Origin of the sequence: Agrobacterium sp. CNPSo 3708, assembly GCF_028674915.1 — a bacterium.
GTDB classification, from domain to species: Bacteria; Pseudomonadota; Alphaproteobacteria; order Rhizobiales; family Rhizobiaceae; genus Agrobacterium; species Agrobacterium cavarae.
Genome location: NZ_JAQZSF010000004.1, coordinates 104,547 through 121,934 on the forward strand (window position 1 = coordinate 104,547; position 17,388 = coordinate 121,934).

Genomic DNA, 17,388 nt, shown 5'->3' on the forward strand with positions numbered 1-17,388 from the left:
GATCGATGACGTCGGGCACGTCCTTGATCAATCCCCGTGGCTACAGATTGGGAAAGTGTACCACGTCTTGGCGATCAACGTTTCGGAAGGCGACGGGACTAGATTCGCAATTCAGTCGGGTTCAAAGCCAGACGAGTTTCCGTCCCTTAGTCATCATATGTCGTCTTGCTTCGAGGTGATCAGCACTAGCATCCCAAGCAACTGGAGGCCGTAGGTAGATGGAGCGGGCAACATAGGCATATCACCTGCAGCTTGGCAGGTGCCAAAGTTCGCGGATGATCTCGCCGACTGCGCCCCTTGGGTACTGGAGACCTACTTTCGAGGGCGTGATCTCATCATAGAGGAAGACCCCTAGCATTTAAGAACCGTCCTTCCTGAGACGTGCATCGAGGTTGGAAGTCACCGGGTTTGATCCAACGTGTCCGTCGCAAGCCTTAGGAGCGCCAGTGCCACATCCTTATTCACACCAATGCGAAGATCAAATTCTGGTACCTCAATTGCGTGACATACCTCATTTAGACTCGCTTGGAAGATAGCGAGCTCGGCGCGTGACACCGTGATGAACTCGTTTGATCCGTTTCTATTTTCGATTTTCATTGGCAACTCGTAATTTGGATGAAATATGCAATCGATTTGAGAAAGGGGGCATGTCATGCCGGATCATCGTCATCTGATCGAACAAAAGGTACAGGATATCCTTCTGCACGATTGGGATCCGATCGGTGTATCGGAGCTTGATGGAGCTCTGGATGAATATGATCTCTATGCTCGTTCCCTATCCGATATGCTTCTCGCTGGCGCCAGTGAAGGCGAACTTTATCGATACCTTGCGTGGGCAGAGTTTGAGCATATGGGCTTGCCAAGACAAGGAACCCGAGCACCAGTGGTCGCGCAAAAGCTATTTCGGCTGACCGAAACGTGAATCTGGCTTATGCGGTTTCGTTTATCTCTTCTACCTTGTTCGCCCCAGTCCATTTCATGTCGATAGAGGGTGGCACAATTGCTTTCCGGACCGGTCCGTTACCTCCCATCATCGCACCCCAGTCGATTTCCCACCCTTGTAGAGCAGATGACATAGCTAGGCCCATTGCTTGCCCTACGGCCGGTACGACCGCGTTACCGATCTGATCGGCCACGGCCCCGATACCCCCGACGAAGTGCCAGTCCTCCGGAAATCCCTGAAGTCTCGCGCGCATTTCGTTCGTCAGTCCAGGTACGAAGCCTTTCTTTGAAGCCTCTTCGTCAGTCGGCGCCGCTTTCGCTGGAGGTGCGTATCGAAGTTGCTGCTTGCCGGAACGAATTGCCTCTCCTTCACGCGCGCTTCCCTGATATCCTCGGATCGTATCCGACAGGTAGTCGCGATCTCTCATCGACTTCAGCCATGCTTCCGCGCCTGACCAGCCGTTTTCGCCCATCAGGTCGGCGAGGGCGATGCCTACGTTCGTGTGAAGCTCTGGAAACTTCCTCGGCATCCGGAAGGTGCCGGCCAAGTCTTTGCGTAGCCCCAGCAACATGATGCGGGATCTGTTCTGAGCGACGCCGTAATCTCTCGCATTGATTCGGTGGATTTCCGTCGGGTATCCGGCCTTCGAAAACTCGCGCAGAAGGAAAGCAACGTAGTCTGAGTGGCGCGAGTGGAGAAAGCCTTCAACGGTCTCAAACATGAATGCCTTGGGCGCAATTTCACGGACGGCGCGAAGGCCTTCTCTCATCAGGTCGTTCTTGTCGTACTGCCCTTTCTTCTGGCCTACTGTGCTGAAGGGAGTGCAGGGAAGGCCCCCGGTCAGCAGGTCTATCCCCCGATCGCGGTATTGGGTGAAGTCCATTTTCCGGACGTCAGCCTCTACGACATTCCAATGTGGCCGGTTCGCACGAAGAGTAGCCGTAGCGTTTCTGTTTTTTTCGATCAGGGCAACATTCTCGAAACCGGCGCGTTCCAAGCCCAGCGCTAGCCCGCCGGCACCTGCACACAGTTCGATAACGCGGGGACGATAGTGCCGCGGAGGAACTGTGGCTAGCGGTTTGCGAGTCAGACCGCGTACTGCCATTCGGCTTTGGCCCGATAGCGACGACAGTGCGCTCGTCTCCACCGGCCCGATTTCGCTGAGCTGCCCGGACGCAAAGTCTCCAAGCACTTTTCGGGCCATCGCGATGCGGAATGCTGGTGTCGCTGGTCTAATTGAAGCCACATCATTCCTGGCGTCGCCGAAGAGGAGGTTACATTCAACGTGGAGAACTCCGGCCCGTTGGCGGAACTCTCGCTCTGCAACGGGGGACCTCTCGCCGTCAGCTCGAAAGTGCTTCCTCAGTTCTTCCACCAAGGAGGCTATACGTCCCTCGAAGGAGGCAGCACTCGCCTTCGCCTGTCGTCGTATGGCTGCCGCGACAGCCTTCTTGTTTGCGGCGGTCAACGCTTCAGCGGGCGTCAATTTGGCGTCGGCCAACCGCCTCCTGATCAGGGCGACATCCCTCGTATCGATCCGCGTGCCGATCTCCATCCTTTCGAGGATCTCCTGACGGGCGTCCTGGTCTGCAGCGACCAGAGCTTTGACTACAGGGAACGACGCCCGCGCCTTGCGAAGGACATCCTCCGAGCCCTTCAGGGTCTTCGCGAATCCCATATACGTCGACAGCTCGGTGACTGGCAGATTGCATCGAGCCTTGAGAAAGGCTTTCGCTTCCGCGGCTGGGACGATTTCTGTCAGCTTCTCTATCTCAACTGCCATCGCCAAGACACGGTCGGTCATCTGCCGCTGCAGGTCGGTTATCCGCTTGATCGCCAGTGAGAGCGCCTGCGCCTTTTGATCGATGTCTGCCAATGGGTTGTCCCTGTTTGAGACGTGCATACGACATCGAACCTTTCAACGCTGGTAATCGGATCGCTAAAATGCGAGCGACCGCGGAGGCTTCAGAAAGCTTTTTATCCTCGAGAATGAAAGAGCGCCTTAGGCTGCTAAAAGCTGATCTCGCCCTCTAAGCCGGTGCCACTTTTTCGTTGCAGACCTACTAATTTACAATCTAGTGTCGCCAAGGTTGGGGACTTTACAATGACAAATTGGTCGAGAGCGCTCTGCGCATTCATTCTCGCATGCGGAGTTGCGTCGAATTCGTGGGCAGACGATCCGGTATCGTCTGGTACCGGGTTTGCAGTGACGGCCGACGGCTGGCTTATGACGAACGCTCATGTCGTTCACGGCTGCGAACGTGTGGAAGTTAAAGGGAAGGGCGTCGCGGACGACCCCAGGGTCGATGAGACGAACGATCTTGCGCTCATCCGGATTCCTTCGGGTGACAGCTTGACGCCCATTGTCTTCAGGAAGGCGCCCGTTCGCCTAGGCGAGGACATAGTCGCGATAGGCTATCCTCTGGCTGACATTCTGTCCGACAGCGTTAAGATCACCACGGGTAACGTCAACGCACTCGCCGGCCTTCGTAACGATACCCGTTACATCCAGATATCCACTCCCATCCAGCCAGGCAACTCCGGTGGACCTGTGGTCGACCGCGACGGCTTCCTACTGGGAATTACCACAGCGACTTTTTCAAAAAAGACGGCGGACGAGATTGGCATAACTGCCCAGAACATCAATTTCGCCATCCGAGCGTCCGTGGCCGATCTTTTCATGCAGTCGCAGTCGCTGACTGCCAGCAGCGGCGAGCGCGCTCCTGACGCGCAGCCCATCGCGACTGCCGACCTGTCGGAAAAGATCACGCCTTCGGTCTTTCAGGTTCTCTGCTACGGGAAACCTGAGGTGCAGGCCTCCTCGAAGGTGGAGAGTGCGCCAGCGAGCCTCCCGACGCCCGGACATGCTTCAACGGAGTTGGTCAATGCGAGGGGTTATGATGCTATCGGCTTCGATTACCGGATGCTGAAGGACGTTTCGTACAGCGAATGTAACGCTACGTGCACTGACGATGGTCAGTGCAGGGCGATCACTTACAATACGAAGCACCGCGCATGTTTTCTGAAGAACAACGTCGTTGCGCTGATCCGCAACGCGGATGCGGTTGCTGCATATGCGCCGTCGATGGCTGACGGCGTGATCATCTCCGATTTCACGAGCTACTCCGGCGTCGATCTCCCTGGCGGCGACTACAAGCGGATCCGCAAGAGCAACTACCTCGAATGCTTCACCACCTGCATCAGCGAAAACCAGTGCAAGGCCTTCTCCTATATCCCCAAGAAATCGGAATGCTGGCTCAAGAGCAGCATAGGCAAGCCGCGTGCAGCCAACGGAGTGGAGCTCGGCCTGAAGTGAGTGCTCAGTCTTCTGTCAGTCGCGTCTCCGCTGTCGCGATCCTTATTCTCGTTGGGCTGGGTACAGCGACGTCTCACTCCGCAAACACTCCATGTAGTGGAAGCAAAGGAGGCATCGCCGGCTGTCGCGGGGAGACCTTCATCTGCAACGACGGCTCGGTAAGCGGAAGCAAGCGTTCTTGTTCCGCGTATATGGGCGGCGCCCTTGGGCTGCTCGGCGGTGAGAAAGAGAACATGTCTCGGGCGGAGGAGGGCGAGTGTTCATGTCGGTCAGGGTTGTACTGCACTGGGCCTAGGGGAGGGCGCTATTGCACTACCGATAGTGGTGGGAAGAGCTATTTAAAGAAATAAATGGGACGGTTAGCATGGCTTTCTGAGCGGTAGACACGCTATCAACGTAAAAGTCGACTGACACTAATTTAAACCAGCATCCCGGCGACGAATTCGAATCTCGATCCTTCGTCTAGTTTCCAAGTTTCCAGCTACGCCGTTTGTCAGAACGTCTCCAGGAAGAATGAGCTGGGCCCCGGAGAGAGGTAGCACCGTGACGCCTTTCAAGGCGGGATTTGCCCTCAAGACGTTGGCGACTGCAATCGCTCTTGCTAGGCCGAGGCCCGCGTTATCTGCAGGCTCGAGCGAGGTAATCGGCGCTGATGTGTTCAATGCGTTGATCGACGTCATGTCCATGTTGGACGTAGGCCTCGACACAGGCTGTTCATCAGTATGGCCGATAACCTCGACGATATCCGCACCATAGCTCTCAAGATTGTCCGCGATCTGAGATGAAATCGAACCGCTAAGCTTCTCACCAAAAGCCTTGGTGAGCTCTGCACTCCCTGAACGGAAGTAGTTTCCGTTGGCTTCGCTGAGGCTGATTATCGGAGGCCATTCATGCGGTTTGAAGCCTTCAGTTGACAGAGCTAGCTGTTTTTCCAAAGTTTCGTTTTTGGCAGTGAGTTCCCTGACCGACTGTTCGAGGTCTGCTGCCTTCAGACGGGCAACTTGAGCTGCAGCACCTTCGCTCTGGAGCTGCGAAATCTTTTTCTCGAGCTCTTCGCGACCCTTCGCCGACAAGCTCGTCTCGATCACCTGCAGCGTATCCTTCGCCACTACAAGTTCCCGCCAGTCTTCAGGTCGCTTGGTCGTTGCCGAAAGTCCAATCTGTCTCGTGGCAGCTTCTAGTTCCCGCTGCAGGCGCAGGACTTCTTCCCGTTCAGAACCTGACTTAAGCATTTGTTCCGCCTGTTTCGCCTGCGCAGCAATGGCATCAGCAGCCTTTTGGCGCTCGGCCGCTATGACCGCGGCAGCGACGAGCAGGAGGCAGAAAATTACAAGTAGGAGCGACTCCGCCATCGTGAAGCCGAGAATAAGCCCGCGGTTGTAGCCCTTGGCTTCAATTCTGGACGCGCTCTCACTCATCGCCGCCACCAACTGCGTGCCGGCTTGGAGCCATCTTCTGCGGTTTCATCAACTGCCGCAGCCGGTTTGGAACCTTCATGGGTAAAGTGGACCGTCTCCACGATATTGTCGGCCTTTGTGCGCGCTTCGACCGGCGGCGGACTAACGGACGCCGCCGCACCTTGGGAAGGCGCGGAAATGAGGATGCTTCCGATCGACTTGGTCAGGTTTTCGATCCTCTCACCGTTGGCTATCGAATTAGAAGCTGCGACCTTCAGAGAGGGTGCAACATTTTCGATAGTGCTGAGAAGGTCACCGAGAGCCTGAGAAGCTTTCTCGTCGGCTGCGCTGGAAGACGTGAGTTCTTTCGATAGCTTGTCGAGAGAAGCTGCGGTGCTTTTGAACGCGGACAGGGCGGTCACAATTTTCTTCGCAGTTTCTTGCGTGGTTCGGGCATTCTGAGCGATTGCTACGGTTGACGTCGAAACAAGCTCTTTAAGCTCGGAAACCGTTGGAGACACCTCGATCCTGATGACTTCATCGGGAGATTTAGCTGCGCTGTATCTCTTTTCGAGATTTTCCAGCGTCGCCGCAAGCGCAACGAGCTTGTCTTCGACCACTCCCATCGACTTCTCTAAACGTGATGAGAGGTCGGTGGTTGTCTTGCTATTTTTCTCAGTGATTTCAGAGAGATTTGATTGAGTTTGCTCAAGCGTCGCCATCAAGCGCGTTGCCGTCTCATCGATCGTAGTCGTTGCCTTCAGCGACATCGCTTCAAGTGACGACCTAACGGCCTCACCGTTTAGCGCGGCCTGCTTGGCGATCTCTTCGAATCCTTCCGACAGCATCTGGTTGCTGGTACGGCGGTAGGTCGAGAACTCCATCGCCGAAGAGTCTAGTTCGCTCCTAACCCTGCGGGTCATCTCTGCAAGTTCGTGCCGGACAGCTCTTTCTATGTCTACGGGATCGCGGCGCATCTGATTGAAGAATATTCGTAGCGCGATACCTGCGATGGTGGATACGATCGCGACGCCGAAATTCCTTACGACGTCTTCGATCGACGCCTGTCCTGTGAACTTGAACAGGGAGATGCCGAGGCTGGTGAGCGTGAAGATGAACCCCATATAGTAGAGATTGTCGCCGGCCTGCTCGTTTAGCAGTCTGAGGCCCGGCAACATGTTCAGGGCAAAATATGCTAGCATGAGCAAGACTGGTATCACTGTGACCAAGACGATATCGAGGTCGTACAGCTTTCCAAACCAGATTGTCGTCGCTCCGATGATCGTCAATCCGACAAACACCGCAATTGGGCCGTTGTGGCGAATAGCATCCCTGGTGGAGACGGAGCTCATTTCATGCCTGCCAATCTCTCGTATCCGAGCAGTTCGCCTTCGTTAGATCTAATCCACGATACCCAGAATTCGGCAATGTCGTCCGCCGAAGGCGCTCCGGGACGCTGAAACGCCAGAATCTTGACCTCAATGCCCGCCAACGGGGTCCTATAGAGATCGCGCGCAGCACTCTTCGTAAATGTTTCGTAGCCGACGCCGCTTCTGTACATTGAGTACGTCGGCGTGTGCTCGAGCATGTCAGATGCGACATATAGCTGCTTAGGCAGACCATCCAAATCCGGCTTGGAAAATCCTTCGATGACTATCCGTTGTATGCCTGCCATGATCGGTGACTGGCTTGATGTCGAACCGGTGTTGGAATTCGGTATTATGCTATTGAGGGGATCGCCGAAGGCTGTCTTCCAACGGTCGCGGATCTTCTTCGGGTTCGACGTCCAGGGATCGGCCGACGCCTCGTCACCAGGGTTGCATCCGCTGAACGTCCTTGTCAGAGCCCCTTCCTTTTCCGTCAAAGCAAAGACCTCTATAAGGCCGCCTTTGGGAACTTGCCCGACGATCTTCTGAAACTGGTTCTGCAGGTCAGCCTTTGTCACTTCGGAGACTGGGTCGGTAGCATCCAGCAAGAACGCGGTGACCGATTTAGGTCCATCTGCTGGGCAGAGATTTTCACCGAGCTCCGCCTCGTTTCCGGCGCGGAGCTTCAAGTAGACCATGGACGAAGCAGCGGCGCCGATGAAGAGCACCAGTACGACGATCGCAATCCAAGCCCAGACTGACGAGGAGCTTTTGCGCCTTCTACGTCTATGCCGGGCCATTGGACGTCTCCGGGAATAGATTGTCTAGTTGGTGGTAAGCCGTGACGGCGGCTTCGAATTCGACGCTTATCTGTTTCATCTGGGCTTTGAGCTGATCCTGGGCTTCTTGGATACGTTCGGCGAGATCCTTGTCGCTCCAGTCGTTCTCGGTGCTTAGAGTGATGTCGCGCCTCATCATCGTGTAATGTGACTTGAAATGCACGGGCTGGGCTGTTGTTCGCGCCTGTCTGTTAGCCTCCCTGTAGTACGCAAGGAGCTTTTGTGCCACCAGCTCTAGATGATCCTGATGTTCCGCGAAAAGGCCGACCATCCGCGCGCGTGCATCGAGGATAGAGGCGGACTCCTTCCTCCGCGTGGACAGTTCGCGGACGATCCACTCCACCTTCTCATTATGATCGTTTCGGATGTCGGTGAGCTCGTCGATCAGGTCCCTTTTGCGATCTACATACGCTTGGCGGGCAGCGACATAGCGCTCGTGTGTGCCGGCGTATCCGGGGTAGGGATCCGAGATCAGTAGGGAGTCGATCAAAGCTATCAACGAGAAAATCATTCCCGTGACGAAGAGAACCCACGAGTCGATGTCGCTCATCGCAAGCGGCGCCTCATTTAGACGCCGCATCACTTCGGGCCCTATGGCGTCGACCATCGTCGCGGAGACTTCTCGATAATGCGCCATCACCAAATTGACCGACACGGCGACAACGAGCCATGCAGCTATCCCCGCCAATCCCACCATTCTCCAGAGGAAAGATCGGTGCACGATGCGAGGCACCACGTATAGGCCAAGTAGGACCGTCAGGATCACGTTCGCGAAAGCAAAGGCGAGGGCGTACATAATACCGCCAAGGAAACCCTGATTGCTACCAACTGCAAGGAATGTCCCGTTGACCCATGTCTCCACGATCAGGAGCGCAGCGATAACCAGCCATTTAGCCGTGGTTGCGACGCCGCCCTTGGTTCTGGCTACGCGCTTCTGAAGGCCGTTCTTTTCGCGAAATTCCGCGAGTTCGACGTCGCGCTCTCTTAGGTCCTTGCGTAGACCGTGAAGTTCGTCCCGTCCTCCAGCAACCTCAACTTTGAAATCTGCCACGCTCGCATGATTTGCCAGTTGGATCTGCCCGAAGTGACCGTCGAAATCCAAGTTTCTGAGACGGGTAGCGTAGGTTGAAAGCTGATCTTCGACAACTTGATAGGAATCGTCCCTTTGGCTCTCAACTCGGTCCACAATAGACCGCTCGACGTCGTCCATTTCTGTTGCGTCAGTCGGTGGCAGGTTCTGTCGGCCATTGCGGTCAGCCTTCTCCGAAAGCTCTAGAGTTTTGGATAGCTTTTCAGCGTCCATCGGAGGAAACGGATTTGTCGTCACGCGAAAGTCATGACTTGAATCGCGCAGGGTTTCGAAGAGCTTGTTCAGTGAGTCAAATTTTGGTGCCATGTAATCTTCTTCTTCAATAACCCCAGCTTGGGGCTCGCCAACCTGCAGCAATCGCCTCATCTTCGGAGCAGAACCACCGCTCACCTTTGTTTTCGTCGATTTTGGTCTTGCCGTAGTCTTTTGACCAAGGAACGTGGTATATCTTTTCCTGCTTCCGGCTCACATTGCCTTTGATTGGACATGCAGGATCTGGCGCTGAGTTGTCTGAGGACCTCCATCGTTGGGAACGATAATCCCACGGCGTCTCAGTCGCTGCCTGCCAGACCCCGACACGAGCGCCTGCCGCGATAGTCTCAAGTGGAGCGTAGTCGAGAGAGTATCGTCGGAAAGCCCAGGCCATTCCGCTTCGAACCATTTCAGCGTTGATATCTTTATTACCTGCGAAGCAGACGGCAAGCGTTCTTCCGTAAGCGTCCTGGCCTCGATCATCGCAAGTGACTGATCCGGTGACGATAAGTTTCTTGATGAGAGCAATCGCTGCTTGGCCGCAATCCCACCGAGATCCCACTTGATCAGCGCATGTCTGGCTAGCTTCCGGAGCGTCGATTCCATGAAGGCGATATCGCACGCCATTCACATCCAAGGTGTCTCCGTCAACAACTCTGACATTAGAGGCGCATGCGTTTGCAGGTAGCAGTGCTACCAACACGATTACGAAAAGACATTTCAATGAGAGCACCCCGATATGTAGAGGATACTACTACAACTTCTGCTCTAGTAGCAATCTGGCTAACCAGGTTCCCCCGTATAAATTGAGCTTACGGGAGACGTCTTGACTCTCGTGGCTGCTGATCAAGGGGGGAAGGTTCGTTGTGGGCGGAAGACGCAAGAGCCGTCGCGCAGCCCGTGTGCCGGGACATGAAGCACTCAAGAAGGTAATTGTCGAGCGCGCGTCGACCCTCGGGGGTAGGACGCTAGAAGACCGAAATAAAGTCACCAGTTTCACCGTGGCATCTGGATGATGGAGCAGCCGCGGCTCTTCGACAGTATGACAGACCGGCGCTCCAGGAGATTGGGAAAGAAGTCCGCTGATTTGCTGAAACGAAACTGGAGCGATATGTAAAATCTACTACAGATAGCTGCGTTGCGGATCCAGCGCACTCCCGAGCGCCGGGAATCCTTCATGATCGACAGAAGCAACAAATACTCGAATCGGCGCCTTGACGCCCTCTGCTTTGTTCCGTATTTGTTCCGCCATGATCAAATTTCGTCGACAACCTCAACAACGCTGACATTCCGCCGGGGAACCGGCGGTCATTGCATGTTTGTTGTGGAGATGACGATGAAACCTACAGACCTTGCAGGTCTCCGACTGCGCACAGACGGATCCGGGCCTGTCGAACGCTTCCGTCCATTTGGAACCGTGCGCTGCACGAACACTCCCTATTTCAAAAGCCAGCTTGCGCGCGATCAGGCATGTCTGCTCGACTTGGACGACGACGTCGTCGCCTGGTGCTGCCGTCCCACGGGAATGGATATCCTTCTACTCCAGCGAGGCTGGAGGGGCGAGGTGCCAGATTTCATGGCGAGCTACGCAAATGGACAGGATGTCTACATCAGCGTCCGAGAAGAAAGAGGCGACCCGGAGCTAACCGAAATCGCGGCATGCGGCCGGTTCACGCATACGTACGCGTCAAGGGCACAAATCAATTCCGGCTATCGTCTGCAGAACGCCAAGGACCTTCTTCGCTATGCGCGTTATCGATGCCCACTCGGCGATCGTATGCGCATCTTGTCGGCTCTCGAGCACGAAGGATCCGCGACAGTCGCAGAGTGCCTCGATGCATTCAAAGAGATCAACCCGATGGCAGGCCTGTCGTCGCTGATTCTACATCGTTTCGTGGCGCTCGAACTTGACGTTGAACCCATCGCACCGACCACCACCGTGAGCATCTTCAGGAGCGGGTGCAATGCGTAGATTGAAAACCAATAGTTCGTCCGCGCTCGCTCATGTCGCATGCACACTGGCTTTGCGAAGTACGCTGGAACGCACAATAAACCTTATCGAAAACAAGATGTTTGCGCTGGTTGTTCGTGTTCCGGATGATCTTTTGAAAGACTTCGTCACCGCTGCAGTGGACCTACCTAAAATCATGCCCGAGGTCGAGGAAATCGAAGTGTGCGAGGCCCTCAAGGGACCCAAGGGCGGCGTCGACTTTTCCGAAATTACTTCAGCCCTGAGGCTCGCAGACAGGGTGTTGATCGTGGTGAGGCGCGATCTGCCGCTCCCTCGAACAGTTCTCGCGGCAGTGGACGCCGTCGTGGATGCGGAGCCGGTGGGCGCGGCGACCATCGCGCACGCGGTCCGTCTGCTCGAGGATAGGGAGATCCCCGTCGCGGAGATCCAGAGAATGCTGGTGTACCCAATTGCCGATGTACTGGCCGCGATCCGACCGGGCAGGGACGCTAATCTGGCCCTAGAGAGACTGCGCGAGGCGCACCCCCGACGGGACCATTCCGACGACCCTCCGGGGATCGAGGAGTTGCACGGATATGGCATGGCGTCGGATTGGGCCCGAGACCTCGCCGACGATGTGGACGCTTGGCGACGAGGCGCTATCTCATGGAGCGATATCGACGCCGGATTGCTCCTTTCAGGACCCCCAGGCGTCGGAAAATCGATGTTCGCCAATGCGGTCGCGAAGAGTTGCGGCATGTCCTTCGTGGCGTCGTCGCTGGCCCAGTGGCAGTCGCGCGGTCACCTGGGAGATCTACTAGAGGCGATGAGAGCCACGTTCGAGGAAGCTGCGGCGAAAGCACCCTGCGTCCTGCTCCTCGACGAATTCGACAGCATTGGAGACCGCGCTCGCTTCGACGACCGGAGCGCCCAGTACTGCACCGAGGTAGTCTCAGGCCTGCTGGAGTGCCTAGACGGCGTCGGTCGCAGGGACGGGGTCGTCGTAGTCGGCGCGTGCAACCATCCTCAGAAGATCGATGCAGCGCTGCTCCGCCCTGGCAGATTAGGAACACACATTCGCGTGCCCCTTCCGGACTCGTCGGCGAGAGCACGCATTCTTCGTGGATACCTTCCCGAGGAACTGAGCGACCAGCAGATCGCGCAGGCGGCGTTTGAATGTGACGGTTTCTCCGGGGCCGATCTAGCCAACGTCGCGAAGAGAGCGCTGCGTCGTGCCCGCAGACGCGAAGAACCTCTTACCGTCGACGATCTGCGTGCAGCACTGCCGCCCGCGACGCCGATCAAGGGAGAGCTCCGCAGGCGGATCGCGGTACACGAGGCGGGGCATGCCGCCGTGGGCCTCGCGCTGGACGTCGGGGAACTCACCGGCGTAGTGGTTAGACACGCTTTCACGCAGAACTCACCCGTTGGCGGCGGCACGTTGTTCGAGGACTCGGAGCGCTTGCGGAACAGCGGATACTTCCTTGACGCAATCGCGATGGGTCTAGGTGGAATGGCGGCGGAGCTCGTCGTCTATGGCGAACATCTCGACGGCTCGGGCGGCGGCGTCGGGAGCGATCTTCACGCCGCCGCCGACCAGGCGACCGCTATGATCGCACAGGCCGGGATGGGCAGGAACCTCGGTCATTTCAACGCCCGCGACCAAATAGAAAGGGAGGCGCTTCGACGCGCGCTGCCTGCGCTGAATCGCCAGGTTGAGCAGATCCTGGATACCCAGCTAGTGCGAGCGATGGAGATCGTCCGCGGGCGGCTGGAGTTCGTGAAAGAACTCGCCGACATCCTCGATTTGGAGGGCGCCGTCGATGGAGATCGGGCGAGGGCGCTGTTCCGATAAGGGAATGACAAGTTGTCGCTATCCGGAGATGAAGTCGTAGGCGTCCAGCTTCAAGGCGCCTGCGTCAGCCAACGATGCGACGCTCCCGGCTTGGCGGCTGTTGCGTTTGACTTCCGCCTGTCTGTAAACAGATGACTGCCGAAGGATTCCCGACCAGCATTCGTCGCGCAAGAGCCAAATGGGCTTCCGCGCCGTCTGGCCATCACACCGAACGGTCATCCGTCGACGTGAGCATGCGGGTGCTATTCTTCAAGCAAATCGTGCCGTGCAATGACGACAGGCTTCCTCGACAGGATGACATCGAGCGTAACGGGGCGGAGACCCTGCGCGTCGACGCCGACGTCGAACTGCCGGGGAAGGGGCTTCAGACGGCCGTGGGAATGGCCGTGCAGATTGATCGACTTCTTTCCCATCTGGTTCCACGTCCGGAACGCGTAGTGGCATAGGATGAGGTGATAACCGCCCAGCCGGAGCTCGACGTAATGCTGCACGCTCTCCCAACCTGGGGACCCCGTCGTCATCTCCGCGTCGTTGTTGCCGACGATCAGGTGCTTGCGACCGTTCAGCTTGGATAGCAGCTCTGAGCAATCACCGGCTCTTGCCGACATGACGTCCCCCAGATGCCAGACCTCGTCTTCAGGCCCGACGGCGTCGTTCCAGTTCCGAATGAGCTCGGCGTCGTGTTCGACCATGTTGGCAAACGGTCGTCTGTCGAGGCGCAGGACGCGTGGATCGCCGAAATGAGTATCTGCGGTAAAATAGATCATCGGTTATCCAATGCAGTAGTTGACTCGGTTGCTGATCCTCTCAGCTATCGGAGCCGTCGGCGCGTGTAGCTCGAAAGCAGGACACCTTGTCACTCGCCGTTCCGGCCGACGCCCGACTATGAAACTGTATCGACGTCAGAGGCGATCTCCGCAAGTTCCAGGTTCCGCAAATCTTTTCCATGAACTACGAGATTTGAAGTGTCGAAAGCTCGCGTCCATTCCGCTGCTTACCACGCTGAATCAGAATTCGATGCCTACTGCAGGCGTATGACTGCTGACATGAAGATGCCTTGCCTGCGTTGGGCGGATTTCGAAGGTCGTCCGGAGCTGGTGATTCTTTCGATAAAACGCCTCTCAAACCCTTAAAGACAAGAATATGAAGCGAGGCTCATAAGTCGCGGCGATCGTATTTGGATCGAAGGACTTGAGCCAGTCGACAGGATGGCGCGGGCCGTGCTGCCTTGCCCGAATTCATTAAGGATAGAGGCATTTGCCAGAATTTGGGAACTTGGCGTTAAGACCTGGCAGTTGAAGAAGTCGGATACCGCTAAAATAGCTCCGAGGCTCCCCGTGACTGACGTTCCACCAATCTACCACCTCCATAGGCGAGTACGACAGCACCGCACTTCCGACTACGTGGCGGAAGCGGTGCGCTGCTACGACGCCGGAGCGTACCGGGCGTGCATCATTATGACCTGCAATGCGGTGTTCGACGCCGTGCGGGCGCGCATGGAGGAATTACAAGCAGGGCAAGTAAGCCGGGCGGAGAAAGTAGTCGCCGCTGTAAAAGAAGCGTTGAACGACAAAAAGACATATGAAGGCGCGCTCCTTACGAAGCTCCGGGAAACCGGAGTTGTGCCTGTCGTTGAAACCGATGCATTGGGTGAAATTCTCAACAAGCGCAATCATGCCGCCCACCCGAACTGCTCTGCTGCAACGGCAAAGGACGCATATTATGTGTTCGAGAAGGCTGTGACGTACTTCCTGTGCGAACAGGCAAGGCCCCTTCAGTTTAAAATCGACACGTTGAAGCGCGATATCTACACTGAAGGGTTCTTCACCGTCCCGATCATCGACGACGTCGCAAGAAAAGTAGACGAGGAAATCGCAATTTTCGACGAGTCGGACTACTACAAGCTCATCAGCAAGCTGAAAAAGTGGCTACTCAATGACAACTTCGACGAAGATTCGAAATCGCTATGGTTCCTATTAGGACTATTGCACCTGGACCGACCGAAATTACACTCGATTATCTCGACCGAGTTCTTTGGAAAGAGAGGCTTCAGTCCACAGAACGACGCTTTTCTGGTGGACATGTGCGTCGTTCGTCCTGAACTCCTGTCGATGATAAGTGGTGAAAACCGCAAGCGACTGGACGACACGTTTGCAAAGTTTACTGAGTCCCTTGAGACGCCTTCCGCCAAAGGATCGGTAAGAAGTCCGACGGCGCTCTTGGTCGCCATAGCAGACCACCTCAAAGATCCATGCATTGATACAGGCTACCCGAAGACGGTGGACGTCGTGCTGCGTCGGTTCTGGGCACATCCCGATCTTCCTGCGCTCTTCAACACTAGCCTCAAGAACAGGATGTTTGAACATCTATTGGAAGAGGTAAAGAGAACCGATGAAGAAGGCGGGACGGATCTTGCTTCGTATCTCGAGCGAGAAGACTCCACTCTTGCGACCGCGCTTACCCGTGGGCAGATCGAGACGCTGTTCCAAGCCTCGATGGCCTCCGGTTGCCGAAAGGAACTTCTCGAGTTGCGCGAAAGCGGCTTTGATCGGATCCCATGCCTTCGGGAGGTGATATCTCTTCCGAAGCCCCCGTCGACCAGACCGGTCCCATCCACTTCCTATCTCATATTGAAGGGGAACAATCTCGTGCGTGAATTCAGACAGCGGGCTTAGATTTGTGTCTCCGCCACGTCACCAGTTCTTCGGAACGCCAGCCCATGTTGGAGCGGGCTCGTCTCGCCTAAAACTGTTCGCTATCACCTCCGAAGCAGTGGGATTCGCTAGCATGAAACGGCCCGCGATACGTACCGCAAAATGCGTTAGGGTATCATCCTTGTGCTCAACGAACTTATAGGCACCGGCGAGAAGTAGATATGCATAGGCGATTGTATTATCGGCGAATTCAACGCCATCGTCGAAGTCGATAGGAGGATGGGTGCCATACCGGAGGCCATCCTCCTCTTCCCAAGTCAGTTTTCGTTCCCCGTTGGGGTTCCATTCCTCTAGAAGTTCGTAGGCAATATCGGACATGCACCTGATTGGATCAAGCAACGGCCGATCGTCATCGTAGTCAATGCCCCAGCGCCATCCAACTGCCGTGTATTCCTCAAGCCTCAACGCTTCCCCAGCCATTGCTTCGGGTCGCTCGTACCCGTGGTCCTCAAGACATTTCGCCGCCAGAAAGAACGCGACGGACTCGGGCGTTTCCCCATCGAGGGTGAGCGAGAGGTCCGCCTGCATAGCGCTCGCGACCTGGAACAGCACCGCGAACGGATCGGAGAGGTCGACGTCCCGCTCGAACAAGGCAGTATGCGCAGGCCCCTGACGCCTGACGCCTGTGACTTCAAAGTCCGCTAAGTTCCGCATCTTCAGCTTGATCCGCGCCGCCTTCAAAGCCTGCTCGAGGCCGTCAGCCCTCACGATCAGTCGGCTTTCGGTACCGTTGCCGAGAAACGTCACCTCGAAATTGTTCAGGTTGGCAGCCACGCTGAATGCTCCTTGCGCTTGTCCAGGCATTCGAGGCCACGTTGTCCGGCTCGCCACCCGAGAGCCCAACTCTGGCTTGGAACGTCGCAAGCAAGAACCGATTTCGACGAAGCGAACAGACATGTGGTTCGGAACGTTGACGACAAAGCGAGAAGCATCTCATCACGCCAATCCTTGACAGCGCAGATAACCAATCCTTCACAGCGGTGTGGCAAGAAGGGAGAAACTTTGGACGCCACATGACATACAGCCCAGACGAAAGAGCCTCAATCAAGCGGAAGATCGCCGAAGTCTGCTCCGCCCAGATCGCGGAGATGGGCCTCGAGAAAGTTTCAGCCCGCTCGGTGGCCAAGGGCATGCGAAAGACTGTTGGCTGGCTCTACACGATGTACGAAGATTTCGGCGAGATCATAAATGCCGCAAACTCGATGACGTTGAAGGAGCTGAACGATGCGTTGAGACATAACGGATCCGGTCAGGGTTCGATGCAGGCCGCCGACAAGCTCTCCGCGTTCGCCAACTCCTACCTCGTCTTCGCGCGAAAACATCCCGAACGGTGCGCGGCTCTGCTTGCACCCATGCCAATATCGCAAGCATTGCATCCAGCTCTAGACACCGGGTTCCAGTCGTTGGTGTCCCATCTAAAGGCTCCGCTCGCGCAGATCATGCCGGAAATTGATGGCGAGACGATCAACGCGACTGCAAAGACCGTATTAACGGCCTTGCATGCCATCGTCCTGCTTGATCATCCCAACAGGCCTGCCTACAGCCGCGATGTCGCAGTGGACGACCAACTCCGATCTTTCGTGAAGGCAATCGCTGCCGGCTACTCCGCGCTTCGCACGGATGAACTAGCAGGGCGCTGACCGAGTAGATAGGCCAGTTGCGAG

The 17,388-nt window shown here is 56.3% G+C and carries 14 protein-coding genes; 6 read left to right on the plus strand and 8 right to left on the minus strand.

The window, feature by feature from the left end; all coding sequences use genetic code 11:
• The first annotated feature begins 652 nt into the window (after positions 1-652).
• Positions 653-922 carry a hypothetical protein gene (locus tag PVA19_RS10510; RefSeq protein WP_274102372.1) on the plus strand — a complete coding sequence of 90 codons (270 nt, stop codon included), beginning with the start codon at positions 653-655 and terminating at the stop codon, positions 920-922.
• Between the two features lie 7 nt (positions 923-929).
• On the opposite strand, the gene PVA19_RS10515 is transcribed toward PVA19_RS10510, so the two are convergent.
• The gene (locus tag PVA19_RS10515) at positions 930-2,819 is read right to left on the minus strand and encodes a DNA cytosine methyltransferase (RefSeq protein ID WP_274102373.1); all 1,890 of its coding nucleotides are present in this window, start codon (positions 2,817-2,819) and stop codon (positions 930-932) included.
• A 228-nt stretch (positions 2,820-3,047) separates the two neighbouring features.
• Between PVA19_RS10515 and PVA19_RS10520 the strand changes: the two genes are divergently transcribed.
• A complete protein-coding gene (locus tag PVA19_RS10520; RefSeq protein WP_274102374.1) occupies positions 3,048-4,259 on the plus strand; it encodes a trypsin-like peptidase domain-containing protein in 1,212 nt (403 codons plus the stop codon).
• A gap of 413 nt (positions 4,260-4,672) precedes the next feature.
• Here the strand turns inward: PVA19_RS10520 and PVA19_RS10525 are convergent, their stop codons facing one another.
• The 5 genes from PVA19_RS10525 to PVA19_RS10545 are packed head-to-tail and all read right to left on the minus strand — an operon-like array spanning position 4,673 to position 9,937.
• A complete protein-coding gene (locus PVA19_RS10525) occupies positions 4,673-5,677 on the minus strand; it encodes a hypothetical protein (RefSeq protein WP_274102375.1) in 1,005 nt (334 codons plus the stop codon).
• On the minus strand, positions 5,674-7,008 hold the full coding sequence (locus tag PVA19_RS10530; RefSeq protein WP_274102376.1) for a methyl-accepting chemotaxis protein: 1,335 nt from the start codon (positions 7,006-7,008) through the stop codon (positions 5,674-5,676). The genes PVA19_RS10525 and PVA19_RS10530 overlap by 4 nt, the downstream gene beginning before the upstream one ends.
• Positions 7,005-7,823, minus strand: coding sequence for a hypothetical protein (locus PVA19_RS10535; protein WP_274102377.1), 819 nt, complete (start codon positions 7,821-7,823; stop codon positions 7,005-7,007). The genes PVA19_RS10530 and PVA19_RS10535 overlap by 4 nt, the downstream gene beginning before the upstream one ends.
• A complete protein-coding gene (locus PVA19_RS10540; RefSeq protein ID WP_274102378.1) occupies positions 7,810-9,342 on the minus strand; it encodes a hypothetical protein in 1,533 nt (510 codons plus the stop codon). The genes PVA19_RS10535 and PVA19_RS10540 overlap by 14 nt, the downstream gene beginning before the upstream one ends.
• A complete protein-coding gene (locus PVA19_RS10545; RefSeq protein ID WP_337993151.1) occupies positions 9,272-9,937 on the minus strand; it encodes a thermonuclease family protein in 666 nt (221 codons plus the stop codon). The genes PVA19_RS10540 and PVA19_RS10545 overlap by 71 nt, the downstream gene beginning before the upstream one ends.
• A gap of 444 nt (positions 9,938-10,381) precedes the next feature.
• Between PVA19_RS10545 and PVA19_RS10550 the strand changes: the two genes are divergently transcribed.
• Both PVA19_RS10550 and PVA19_RS10555 read left to right on the plus strand, forming a co-directional pair.
• Positions 10,382-11,176 carry a hypothetical protein gene (locus PVA19_RS10550; protein ID WP_274102379.1) on the plus strand — a complete coding sequence of 265 codons (795 nt, stop codon included), beginning with the start codon at positions 10,382-10,384 and terminating at the stop codon, positions 11,174-11,176.
• A 97-nt stretch (positions 11,177-11,273) separates the two neighbouring features.
• Positions 11,274-13,010, plus strand: a complete 1,737-nt coding sequence (locus PVA19_RS10555) for an AAA family ATPase (RefSeq protein WP_274102380.1) — start codon at positions 11,274-11,276, stop codon at positions 13,008-13,010.
• A 242-nt stretch (positions 13,011-13,252) separates the two neighbouring features.
• Here PVA19_RS10555 and PVA19_RS10560 read toward each other — a convergent pair whose 3' ends face one another.
• A complete protein-coding gene (locus PVA19_RS10560; protein WP_274102381.1) occupies positions 13,253-13,777 on the minus strand; it encodes a metallophosphoesterase family protein in 525 nt (174 codons plus the stop codon).
• 570 nt (positions 13,778-14,347) lie between these two features.
• Here PVA19_RS10560 and PVA19_RS10565 point away from each other — a divergent pair.
• Positions 14,348-15,685 (plus strand): hypothetical protein, encoded by a 1,338-nt coding sequence (locus PVA19_RS10565; protein ID WP_274102382.1) that lies wholly within the window; start codon positions 14,348-14,350, stop codon positions 15,683-15,685.
• 18 nt (positions 15,686-15,703) lie between these two features.
• On the opposite strand, the gene PVA19_RS10570 is transcribed toward PVA19_RS10565, so the two are convergent.
• Complete coding sequence (locus PVA19_RS10570; protein WP_274102383.1) at positions 15,704-16,498, minus strand: hypothetical protein; 795 nt, start codon at positions 16,496-16,498, stop codon at positions 15,704-15,706.
• Between the two features lie 239 nt (positions 16,499-16,737).
• On the opposite strand from PVA19_RS10570, the gene PVA19_RS10575 reads away from it, so the two are divergent.
• Positions 16,738-17,364, plus strand: a complete 627-nt coding sequence (locus tag PVA19_RS10575) for a hypothetical protein (RefSeq protein WP_274102385.1) — start codon at positions 16,738-16,740, stop codon at positions 17,362-17,364.
• The last annotated feature ends 24 nt before the right edge of the window (positions 17,365-17,388 follow it).

Bases quoted from the DNA above. Each gene is read 5' to 3' on its own strand.
- PVA19_RS10510 (WP_274102372.1), top strand. From the start codon at position 653: ATGCCGGATCATCGTCATCTGATCGAACAAAAGGTACAGGATATCCTT.
- PVA19_RS10550 (WP_274102379.1), top strand. From the start codon at position 10,382: ATGATCGACAGAAGCAACAAATACTCGAATCGGCGCCTTGACGCCCTC.
- PVA19_RS10525 (WP_274102375.1), bottom strand. From the start codon at position 5,677: ATGAGTGAGAGCGCGTCCAGAATTGAAGCCAAGGGCTACAACCGCGGG.
- PVA19_RS10555 (WP_274102380.1), top strand. From the start codon at position 11,274: ATGTTTGCGCTGGTTGTTCGTGTTCCGGATGATCTTTTGAAAGACTTC.
- PVA19_RS10535 (WP_274102377.1), bottom strand. From the start codon at position 7,823: ATGGCCCGGCATAGACGTAGAAGGCGCAAAAGCTCCTCGTCAGTCTGG.
- PVA19_RS10530 (WP_274102376.1), bottom strand. From the start codon at position 7,008: ATGAGCTCCGTCTCCACCAGGGATGCTATTCGCCACAACGGCCCAATT.
- PVA19_RS10575 (WP_274102385.1), top strand. From the start codon at position 16,738: ATGACATACAGCCCAGACGAAAGAGCCTCAATCAAGCGGAAGATCGCC.
- PVA19_RS10560 (WP_274102381.1), bottom strand. From the start codon at position 13,777: ATGATCTATTTTACCGCAGATACTCATTTCGGCGATCCACGCGTCCTG.
- PVA19_RS10520 (WP_274102374.1), top strand. From the start codon at position 3,048: ATGACAAATTGGTCGAGAGCGCTCTGCGCATTCATTCTCGCATGCGGA.